The organism is Arthrobacter sp. JCM 19049 (assembly GCF_001310435.1).
Genome location: NZ_BAXF01000059.1, coordinates 1 through 9,747, shown reverse-complemented (window position 1 = coordinate 9,747; position 9,747 = coordinate 1). Strand labels below are relative to the sequence as shown.

Annotated in this window: 13 protein-coding genes and 1 pseudogene; 6 read left to right on the top strand and 8 right to left on the bottom strand. The window is 58.7% G+C overall.

Translation table 11 applies throughout. The features are described 5' to 3' along the window. Window positions 1-213: 213 nt before the first annotated feature. The 7 genes from JCM19049_RS04935 to JCM19049_RS04910 all read right to left on the bottom strand — a co-directional run bounded on the left by JCM19049_RS04935 (window position 214) and on the right by JCM19049_RS04910 (window position 3,666). On the bottom strand, window positions 214-810 hold the full coding sequence (locus tag JCM19049_RS04935) for a hypothetical protein (protein ID WP_054821003.1): 597 nt from the start codon (window positions 808-810) through the stop codon (window positions 214-216). Further along, window positions 773-1,492, bottom strand: a complete 720-nt coding sequence (locus JCM19049_RS04930) for a ParB N-terminal domain-containing protein (RefSeq protein WP_054821002.1) — start codon at window positions 1,490-1,492, stop codon at window positions 773-775. The genes JCM19049_RS04935 and JCM19049_RS04930 overlap by 38 nt, the downstream gene beginning before the upstream one ends. Then, window positions 1,492-1,620 carry a hypothetical protein gene (locus JCM19049_RS18705; RefSeq protein WP_279402489.1) on the bottom strand — a complete coding sequence of 43 codons (129 nt, stop codon included), beginning with the start codon at window positions 1,618-1,620 and terminating at the stop codon, window positions 1,492-1,494. The genes JCM19049_RS04930 and JCM19049_RS18705 overlap by 1 nt, the downstream gene beginning before the upstream one ends. Window positions 1,621-1,673: 53 nt before the next feature. Beyond that, window positions 1,674-1,859, bottom strand: coding sequence for a hypothetical protein (locus JCM19049_RS04925; RefSeq protein WP_054821001.1), 186 nt, complete (start codon window positions 1,857-1,859; stop codon window positions 1,674-1,676). A gap of 19 nt (window positions 1,860-1,878) precedes the next feature. Further along, on the bottom strand, window positions 1,879-2,463 hold the full coding sequence (locus JCM19049_RS04920) for a hypothetical protein (RefSeq protein WP_054821000.1): 585 nt from the start codon (window positions 2,461-2,463) through the stop codon (window positions 1,879-1,881). Further along, window positions 2,450-2,743, bottom strand: coding sequence for a hypothetical protein (locus JCM19049_RS04915; protein ID WP_054820999.1), 294 nt, complete (start codon window positions 2,741-2,743; stop codon window positions 2,450-2,452). The genes JCM19049_RS04920 and JCM19049_RS04915 overlap by 14 nt, the downstream gene beginning before the upstream one ends. 626 nt (window positions 2,744-3,369) lie before the next feature. After that, window positions 3,370-3,666 carry a helix-turn-helix transcriptional regulator gene (locus tag JCM19049_RS04910; RefSeq protein WP_279402488.1) on the bottom strand — a complete coding sequence of 99 codons (297 nt, stop codon included), beginning with the start codon at window positions 3,664-3,666 and terminating at the stop codon, window positions 3,370-3,372. A 207-nt stretch (window positions 3,667-3,873) separates the two neighbouring features. Between JCM19049_RS04910 and JCM19049_RS04905 the strand changes: the two genes are divergently transcribed. Genes JCM19049_RS04905 through JCM19049_RS04890 form a run of 4 tightly spaced genes read left to right on the top strand, consistent with a single transcriptional unit; the run spans window position 3,874 to window position 6,705 of the window. Then, the gene (locus JCM19049_RS04905) at window positions 3,874-4,542 is read left to right on the top strand and encodes a helix-turn-helix transcriptional regulator (RefSeq protein ID WP_054820997.1); all 669 of its coding nucleotides are present in this window, start codon (window positions 3,874-3,876) and stop codon (window positions 4,540-4,542) included. Between the two features lie 30 nt (window positions 4,543-4,572). Beyond that, a complete protein-coding gene (locus JCM19049_RS04900; RefSeq protein WP_054820996.1) occupies window positions 4,573-4,899 on the top strand; it encodes a ParB N-terminal domain-containing protein in 327 nt (108 codons plus the stop codon). Window positions 4,900-4,907: 8 nt separating this feature from the next. Then, window positions 4,908-5,657, top strand: coding sequence for a hypothetical protein (locus tag JCM19049_RS04895; protein ID WP_279402487.1), 750 nt, complete (start codon window positions 4,908-4,910; stop codon window positions 5,655-5,657). After that, on the top strand, window positions 5,650-6,705 hold the full coding sequence (locus tag JCM19049_RS04890) for a hypothetical protein (protein ID WP_054820994.1): 1,056 nt from the start codon (window positions 5,650-5,652) through the stop codon (window positions 6,703-6,705). Before JCM19049_RS04895 ends, JCM19049_RS04890 begins: the two co-directional genes overlap by 8 nt. A 110-nt stretch (window positions 6,706-6,815) precedes the next feature. Here the strand turns inward: JCM19049_RS04890 and JCM19049_RS18700 are convergent. Further along, window positions 6,816-7,517: pseudogene (locus tag JCM19049_RS18700) on the bottom strand (DNA adenine methylase); the annotation flags it as partial. 152 nt (window positions 7,518-7,669) lie between these two features. Here JCM19049_RS18700 and JCM19049_RS04885 point away from each other — a divergent pair. Next, on the top strand, window positions 7,670-8,083 hold the full coding sequence (locus JCM19049_RS04885) for a hypothetical protein (RefSeq protein ID WP_054820993.1): 414 nt from the start codon (window positions 7,670-7,672) through the stop codon (window positions 8,081-8,083). Window positions 8,084-8,237: 154 nt separating this feature from the next. Continuing rightward, window positions 8,238-9,647, top strand: coding sequence for a recombinase family protein (locus tag JCM19049_RS04880; RefSeq protein WP_279402490.1), 1,410 nt, complete (start codon window positions 8,238-8,240; stop codon window positions 9,645-9,647). Window positions 9,648-9,747 lie beyond the last annotated feature (100 nt).

Genomic DNA, 9,747 nt, shown 5'->3' with positions numbered 1-9,747 from the left:
CCGAGGGGTGCGACGCCCGGGCGCGCAGCTGCAGCGCCAACTCCTCCGGATCCGGCAGCACCTCGCCCGCGGCTGAGGGATACACTTCAAACCGAATGTGCGGCATCTAGTCCACCTCGATCCCGTCCATGGCCGGCGCGCACTCGTCGCACACGCCCGTCCACTTCGAATCGGCCACAACCTCCTGGCGGCACTGCCGGCAGGTCGCCGTGTTCAACCGCACTCCGTTGTCCCTGCGGCATGCGCCCTTCTCACCCCAGCGGATCGCGGCGATCTCATCCTCAGTGGCACGTACCCAACGAAGTCGATCAGCTGCTGATACCAGAGGGCCAACGGGGACCACCGGGATTCCTTATCGCCCGAGTCCCGCGCATACCAGTTCGTCTTGACGAGCTTCGCGTCAGCCTCGACCACCGGCATCCACGCCAGCAACAGGGCCAGCTGCGGCAGGCTCAGCTGCTGCAGCGCCTTGCGCGCCCGGTCTTCCCATTTCGCGACCTGCCCATCACGGAACTCGCGGTCATACTTCGACGCGCCCTCCGGCGGCTCCGGGTACGGGATCGAGAGCACCTCACCCAGCGCTTCGCCCGGATCGCTCGCATAGCCGCGCAGCCCGGCATCAAAGATCATCGACACCATCAGCCCACGGGCGTCCCGATCGGTGATGCCCTTCTTGTCCTGCGCCTTCCCGATGACGAAGGCGTGGCGGCCGCGCTGGCTGATCGCCAGCACGCTGTCCAGGTGGCGCACCTTCTCCTTCTCGGCCTTCTGCTCAGGAGTCAGGGCAGGTTTCGTGGCCTTGGTCTTCATCCACCACTCCACCGCCGGCGGGCACCCACATCGAACTGGTGGCCAGCTCGATATGCTCCTCAACGCTGAGGGCGGTCTTGGTCTTAGACCATTTGCCGCTGTACCGGTCCTGCGCACCGATCTCCACCGCGCCCTTGGCGGCCAGATCCTCGCGGGTCACCTGCGCCTGCGCGGCGGCCTTCTTGCGTTCGATCACACGGGTCACCTCCGCGCTGTCCACGGTGGTGTGCCACGACCTGGCCACCTCCTCCAGCACGTCTTCCAGAAGGTTCTCGTTCCCGATCTCGTCCTCGGCGTCCTGAATGACCTTCATGGCCAGCAGATCCACCTTGCCGGTGGCCGCCAGCTCGGCCAGCTTCGGCGAGCTAGCCAGGCGTGCTGTCGGACGCACGTTCTGCTTCTCGATCTGGTACGTCTTGGAAATCCACGACTCGCTGGCACCCTCATCCAGCAGCCCCTGGATCGCCTGGGCGCGCTCGGTCACCTCCAGCGTCTGGTGGTTGGTGCCCGTGGTTAGGGCCTCCTCCAGGAGGGCGCGGCGGGCGTTCTGAGGACGCTCAATGACACGGCAGCGGATCTGGGTCATCCCGGCTTTCAGGGACGCCTGGTGGCGGCGGTGCCCAGAACGGATCTGGTAATCACCCTCAAGGGTCGGGTGCGGCCAGACGGTGATCGGTTCCATCAGGCCACCGAACGCTTGATCTGCGCGGCCAGGGTTTCAAGGTCACCCATGCGTGAGCGCGGGTTATCCGGGTGCGGGTGCACCGAAGTGATGGGAAGGTCTCTTTCTTCCACAAGTTTTTGAGACACGAAGTCCTCCATAAGGAACTAAGACAAAAGGGGTGAATGAGAAGAAGGGGCCGCTACTCGGCGCGGAAGGCTTCCCGCTCACTGCCGAACCAATCCAGCAGCGCCAGCATCACCAGACCGCCGGCCACGAACAGCGCCAGCACGGAGACACCGTTAGGCAGGTGGGAGGTGGCCAGCGAAACGCCAAGCGCGAGGGCCACCAGCGGGGTGTAGAGCCGCCACATGCGGCGTTCGGCCATAGCAGGATCGCTTGTGCCATCAGCGGGCCCTCCCAAACAGAACATCGGACGCAGTTTCGTTCTCGGGGTCAGCGACCGCCGCGAAGTGGTAGACCTTCTCACCATTGATGAAGATCGTGCCGGCGCCGCCGTCACCGTCCTTGCCGATGTTGCCCGGGTCCACCTCGAAACTCTGACCCTGGTATGCCCGGGCGAACCGCAGCCGCACTGCCTGCACCGCGGCCTTGGCGCGAGCCGCCTTCGGCGAATCAGGCCAGGACACCTGCAGCACGTCAGTCACGCGTCCGCTGCCGTGGCGGTGCACAAGCACCTTGCCCCTAACCTTGGCCACGCTGCTCACCCACGCTGCTCGAACGCCAGCAGCGACCTCAGCCTCCAGCCGGTCCAGGCTCTCGCGCAGCCCGGAAATGAACACCTCAGAGCTTTCAATCGCAGCGTCCACGTGCCCTGTCTGATCAAACGTTGACCAGATAGCAAGCGAGCGGGACAGCTCCTTGATCTTGAACTGGACTGCGGTCAACGCAGAGGTGCGCGCCAGCGCTGCGTGCGGGCCCGGCACCCGGCGGCGGGCAGAGACTGGGACGAAGAACTTACGATCGCTCATTGCCGGCACCCTTCTTGCACTTGCAGTTCGGGTCCGGGCAAGGGACGGCGAAACCTGCCATGAACGCCTCCGGAATCTCCGCGCCGGAAGCGAGCTTGCGGCCGATCTCATCAGAGGAACGCGACAGCGCACCGAACAGCTCAGCACGAGCCTCTGCCTGCTGCGCCCGGAGCTTGATCTCCGCTCTACGCGCACGCAGCGTGCGGATCTGCTCAACCGCCAGCAGAACAACCGCCGACCCAGTGGTGACCATCGTGCCGATGCCAACGAAGTCACTCATGCCGCCACCTCATCCACGCGGCTGGCCGCCATCTCGGCGAGCGCGGCGGCGAGGGTGCGGCCGGCATTTTGGAGGGCGTGGGTTTTGATTTGTTGGGCTTTTGGGGTGAGGTTTGGGGTGGTGGGTAGACTTGTCACTGAAATCAGTTCCTTTCGATTCCTTTAGCTGGATTGGTGTTGGTTTCGTTGCCCTCAGCAGTTGCCTCTGCTGGGGGCTTTTTCTTGCCCTTTCGGCTGGGTGTTGATCCCTCTCGGTAGACTCGGGAGTTCCACCAACCGCGCCGTGTGGCGTATCTACGAGAGGGAAGAATTATGTCTTCCAGTCAGCGAGAGCTTGTTCTTGAGGCCATCCGCAATGCGCAAACTGCCACTGCGAAGGCCGTCCCGCTGACGGACTCCTCCGATCCGCAAGTTCGAGAGTTGGCTATCGCTACTCATCATTTGGCTTTTGCACTCCAACAGATTGGTTTAGCTCTGACCGATGAAGGACGCGTTCGAAACCTAAACGTGTAAGCGCTTCGGACATGGCTTCATCGATCTCCTCGATCTCACACTTCGAAAGAGGATTGGTCAGGGACAGCGTTATGGCGCCTCCGAAGTCTCCAACCTCGACATACACGTGCCCCCTCACGCCGTCCTCCTATGCGGCACAGCATGTTCAGGAAAATCTGACACTTGGGTCAAAAAAAGATCCTCGACACCCACGCCTAGAAACTTTGCAATCCGAAGTGCCGGCTCCGGCTCCAGGGTTTTCACCTCGCCGTTCACCAGTCGATTCATGTAGCTATGGGACTTCCACCCCGCCACCTTTGCTAAGCCTCGATTTGATACTCCCTGAACGATCATGAGGCGCTGGAGCATCTTTCTATCTCGCAGCTCCATCCAAAGACCTCCCGTTGCTCGTGGATGTTTGATGATGTTCACTGTACCGCCTTTCGTTACCCTGTGTCCAGAAAAACAATACTAAATGATCCTGCTGGTGTCCAGTCATCCGGGGCAGAGGTTCCGCGTTCCCGGTCATTTCTAGGGCACTTTCGCGGAAAAATGGTAAATTTCTAGTGTCCACTCTCGCTAGACATATGGTGTCCGCGCGGGTTGAGTATCTACTCCCAACTAGCCCAAGGTTGCCTCGTGAACGAAATCCACCCGCTTGGGGAACTGCTCCAAGAAGTCATGGACCGCAACGGCTGGTCCTTGAGGGCGCTTTCCAAGCGAGCTAGCGACCTAGGCTTTGCCATGAGTCACTCGAACTTTGGGCGACTCAAGGACGAGCCCGTGGTGAGCATGAAGGGCGAGACCATCAAGATGCTTGCCCAGGTTCTGAAAGTCTCCGAATCTCGGGTCGCTGAGGCAGTGCTGGGGTCGATGGGGGTTGACGCCCCCGCGTTCCCGGAACAGCCAAAGCTAAAGGACGTCGTTCGCACTACCAGCGAATTCAGCGAGCGCGATCAACGGATCCTACTCTCCGTGATCGACGCTATGCGCGACGAAAGTGGAGCAGATGGACACGCAGTCAATCAGGACTACCAAGGGAATTCCCGCCGGCAATCGGTGCGAGCGGTGGCGCCCGCGGGTGACGCTGGCCCTGGACAGAAGACAGGTCCACGGGGCTATGAAGCAGAAGACTCGCTAGACCAGCATGGCATCTCCCAGGTCAGCGGACCGGATGCAGAGAACATCCCGGTCCCACCGCTGGAGCAGCTGGCGGCGCACCCAAATTTGAAATCAGAGCGCGAGAAGTGGGAAGAGATCCACGGCGAGCGCGGGGAAGAATGCCAAGATTTACGTACCGACGGTTAGATAAGTATCGAAAGAGGCTGATCCATGGAAATGGACCTGAAAACCTTTCCTTTGGACGAGCTCATGCTCGACCGGAGAAATCCACGGCTTCCAGACCTGGATATGCCAACGCAGGAAAGTGCGCTCGAAACCCTTGCCCAACATGCCGACCTCAGTGAACTAGTTGATTCGATTTCGAATGCCGGGTGGATCAATTTTGAGCCTCTTATCGTCGTTGTGGAAGACGGCGAGAATGTTGTCATCGAAGGTAATCGCCGACTAGCTGCACTCAAAATCATTGCCGATCCTCGCTTCAAGAACTCACAGGAGTCTTTCCTCCAGCACAGATTCACAAGGAGGCGAATCCCGCGACCCTGACGGTCAACGTGGTGGAATCGCGTGAGTCAGCTCGAGAATTTATCGGCTTCAAGCATATAAATGGAGCATTTCGGTGGGATTCTTATGCTAAGGCTAAGTTCGCGCATGAATGGTATTTGGCGACGCCTGACTTAGGGATGATCAGTAAGAAGCTTGGGGATAGTCATAGTACCGTTTCGCGCCTAATCAACGCCTACTCTGTTCTGCACCAGGCAGAACAGATTGGTTTCAATCGGGCGGCCATAGAGAAGAAAGATTTGCACTTTTCGCATCTGTACACGGCACTCCCCGCGCCTAACATCCGCAAGTACCTTGGTATAACGGGTGTAAGCCCTAAGGACGTGCTTACGGAAAGCCCAATCCCCGAGGATCGAACAGAGCACCTGCTGAACCTAATGACGTGGCTTTATGGCCAGGGGCGCAAGCCTGCGGTTGTTAGAACTCAGAATCCTGACCTAGGCAAGCTCGTTAAGATTTTAGGAGATTCGCGGGCCACCAGCGCCCTCTCAGAGGATCATGACCTGGCCTCGGCATACATCATGGTCGAAGACCGGTCCGAGGTTTTTGCGAAAGCTATACTGCGTCTCAGAAAATCGACCCACGATGCGCTGAAGGCGATTCCAGGGTATGACGGAAACTCTGATACCCACCAGAATATGCAGGAAATCGTAGACAGCGTTGAGGTGCTTGATAGCCAGGTCCAGAGAAAGTATCAACGCGCTTTGAAAGCAGCCATTGAAAGCCAGATCGATGGTTAGCATCTTCAGCCCTAAGGCAACCAGGGCACGGAGCGCTGACTGGGTTGAGCTTTCTGTCCTGATTGAGAACCGCCCAATGACCAATGGACGCATCGTTTCAGCCCAGCGGATTCTCATTGAGAACGGCGACGAGGGAGAGATCCTAGAGCAGGATGATCTTGACGAAGCGGTTGGCATCGATTACGACAATGATGTGCAGATGGCTGACAACTCGGCAGAAGAGCGTTGTCAAATAATTCTGGAAGAGCTGGAAAGTCGCTCGCACGCACTGGGGGACATGTACCCCTTCGAAATAGTCAAGAGATACGGCGGTTGGTCACTGCAACGGCGCGAAGGGGAGTTGCGCCATATTGTAGCCGCCCAGAAAAGCTATCTGGCGTGTCTACTCATGACTTGCGCGCGAACTGAGCTGCTTGAATTCGATAGGAATTCAGACCTGGTTCAGCGAATTGGAAACGCATTTCAAGCACTGGCGTTTGTCAATGCCGCCGAGCTTGTCGGAGGCGAAGCTTATTGGATGGGGTCGCCGCGGCCGGACAAGTCTACGATGCTCGATGCGATTTCTCGTTTGTCGAAGAAAATGGGACTCGGTACCCCGCACGATACACGCCCGCCAGGAATATCGAGTGCGAACGCTGTTAAAGATGGAGGTGTAGATATTGTTGCATGGCGGACTTTTCGGGATGGACGTCCGTCCGGCATTGTCCTTTACGGCCAGGTTGCCAGCGGCGAGGACTGGCGCTCAAAGTCCATCCAGGGAAATATCGGCGACTTCAAAACATACTTTAAGGACCTTCCGGCCGAGCGCCCACTCTTGGCCATGTTCATGCCGAGAGTAGCGAACGACCACGTCCGCGAAGATTCAGTCTACTCGTATGAGGACAGCGTAAACGCTGAAATCACAAAACATGATGGAGAGCTCGGACTTATAGTTGATCGTCTGAGACTAACGGAACTCACGGTCAATTCGGCAGATCGGCAAGTTACGAGGACGGAGAAGTCCGATATTGCATTCGCACAATTGTGGAGTGGTCACTCAGAGCAATAAGAGAGGCTAGGGGATCGTAAAACCAAACTCAGCTACCATTGGCGAAACAGCCTTCGATACAACTAATAGTTCATCCGTCGCACCGGTTCTATGAGCCGAGTAATTTAGAGCTAGTGCACGCTGCGGGAAGCCAGCATAAAGCTCCAGTATCTCGGGTGCTCGGTCGTAGCTAAGCATCCATAATGCGGTCTGTCGCGATCGGAGCAATTGAGCAAGCTCTCCGTGATCTGACTCGTCGAAAGCATTGAGATAAAGGTAGCTATTTCAAAATACGGGGGGTCAGCATATACGAAGGCGTTAGGGTTATCGAGGTGTTTTTTTATACAGTACAGGCCATCGTCATTCGACACCGTTATGCGTTCTCGCATAGTTCCGAGCCACTCTAACCGTGCACGGAGTTTCTCTCTATTGAAACGTGCATTGATCTTGTCCGCTGCCTCTTGTTTACGGCCTCCGATCACACCAGCGTTGAGTACTCCGGAACGATTTGTTCGATTCAAGAAGAATGTTGCGAAGCCGAGCTCAGTGGGCCTAGAGAGATCCGCTCGCTTGTAGATTTCTTTCTGGAGATCCCATTCATCTAACGAAACAGTCGTCGCATCAAAAATATCTAGAAAATCCTCGCTTCTGTTGACGGCAGAGTCCCAAAAAGAATAAATAGCTGGATCTAAGTCGTTGATTACAATACGGGCCACGGCTCCTCGGTCCAGAAGAGCGAGCGCCGCTCCTGCACCGCCCGCATATGGTTCTACGTAAGTCGCAGCATCAAGGCAGAGTGCGTCAATCGTGTGTTCGATAAACCCAGTAAGGCTGACTTGCCCCCCGGATACCGAAGCGGACTAGCGCCGATTTCGCGCTTTGTAATGATATTCACCGCAAAATCCCAACTCAACCTAAAGTCAACTAGTCTACCCTACCATTCTCCGGGTGCCGAGCCGAGTTGTCGAGATGCATGGATACGCTTATGTTCGAATACATGTTCGAGAGATTCGGCAAGCTTCGGGAGCTTGCGCACGCAATAGTTGTTTGGTCGCGCCCTCACATGGAAGTGCCGGCCGCGACCGATGGCCAGCATATCTGGATCGACCCTAACCTCAGCGGAGTCGAGAAGCTCTGCGCCCTCGCCCACGAGGCGATCCACATCAAGCACGGGCACACGGGCTGCCAACCGCCGGCCATCGAGCGGCAGGTCTGCCTAGAGACCGCGCAGTACCTGGTCAGCTTCCAAGACCTACAGCGCGTCGCCGGATGGGCGCGCCACCCTGCCGAGATGGCCGAAGAACTCGGAGTCACCGAGGCAGTGCTGCTCGACCGGCTGGCCACCCTCGACGGCGACCAAGTGCAACAACTCTGGCCCGCCCACGAATACACCGCTTAGTTACCCACACCCCGCATGATCACGCGCCACCACACCCACACGAGCGCGCACACTTTCCCCAAGGAGGGAGCACCATGGCAACCCTAATACGCAAAGGACGGCCAAGGCCCAGGGCAGTGCTCTACCTACGCCAGTCCATCGCCCGCAAGAATCTATCAGCCTCGACATCCAAGAAAGCGCCGGCAGGCAATACGCCGCCCAGCGCGACTATGACGTGATCGCCGTCGAATCAGACCCGGGCATCAGCGGCCGCACCTGGAACCGCCCAGCCGTGCAACGCGTCATGCAGATGATCGAAACCAAAGAAGCCGACGTGATCATCCTCTGGAAATGGTCACGCCTCTCCCGCGCACGTCTCGACTGGGCCGTAGCCGTAGACAAGGTCGAAGCCGCCGGCGGCAGCATCGAATCCGCCACCGAACCAGTAGATGTGAACACCAGTACCGGCCGCTTCGCGCGCGGCATGCTGGCCGAGTTCGCCGCGTTCGAATCCGAACGCATCGGCGACACCTGGAAAGAATCCCAGCAACGCCGCGTCAACCAAGGACTACCACCGACCGGCCGGGCGCGCTTCGGCTACCACTACGACCGCGACACCGGATACACACCCCACCCCGAGCAAGCCCCCGCGCTGCAGGAATGCTACCGCCGGTTCCTTGCCGGCCACTCCTTCGGCCAAATCCACGAATACATGCTCAGCACCGGCCTACGCCCATCCAGCGACCGCAAAGACGGCGCCACCACCTGGGCCCGCCAAGTCCTGATCACCATGATGGACAACCCCTTCGCCGCCGGCTACATCCGATACCGCGGCGAAATCTACCCAGGCGCACACGAACCAATCATCGATCCCGAAATCTGGGACGCCTACACCGTGCTGCGCGCACAAACCAAAGGTACCCGCCGCCGGACCACCCAAACCAGCGTCTACACCGGCTACCTCTACTGCACCACCTGCGGCCACAAGTTCTACCAACACAGCACCTTCCGCAACACACCCTCCTACTCCTGCAACGGCGCCCAATCCATGAAGCTCCACAAAGGCGGCAACATCATCCAAAGCCGCGTTGATGAAGCATTCACCACCTGGCTCGCCGACTACGCCGACACCATCAACCAAGAAGCCGCCAAACACCCCGCCCAACCCGCCCACCAGCCCAACCAGGCCGCCAACCTCCGGCGAGCGCTGGTGAAGGCGCAGGCGAAGCTAGACGGGCTGACGGTGAAGTATGTGGATGATGTGATCCCCCGGGACTCCTACGAGCGATTGCGGGATGAGCGCGTGGAGGAGATCGGGCGGCTTCAGCTGCAGCTGAAGACGGTGGAAGTGGAGGCGCGGCGGCCGGCGTTCGATGTGGCCCTGGTTCCGGATCTGTTGGCGCAGTGGGGCGAGCTTCCGGTGCACGCCAAGCGGAAGATCGTGGGGGACCTGGTGGCGAGAATCGAGGTTACTGGGCGGCGGCCAGCCAGCCTGGTAAGGATCGTGCCAAAATGGGAAGCGCAGATGGATCTAGAGGCAGGCCTGCCCAGCGGACCGGGTACGGCACCATTCCCTGTAGGGTGACGGTGCCGTACGCTAGGTAATCCACTCAAAACGGGTTATGGAATCTTCACTGTTGTGGAGATGCCACACCCCGAATTGGGTTACGGAATCTTCACTATCG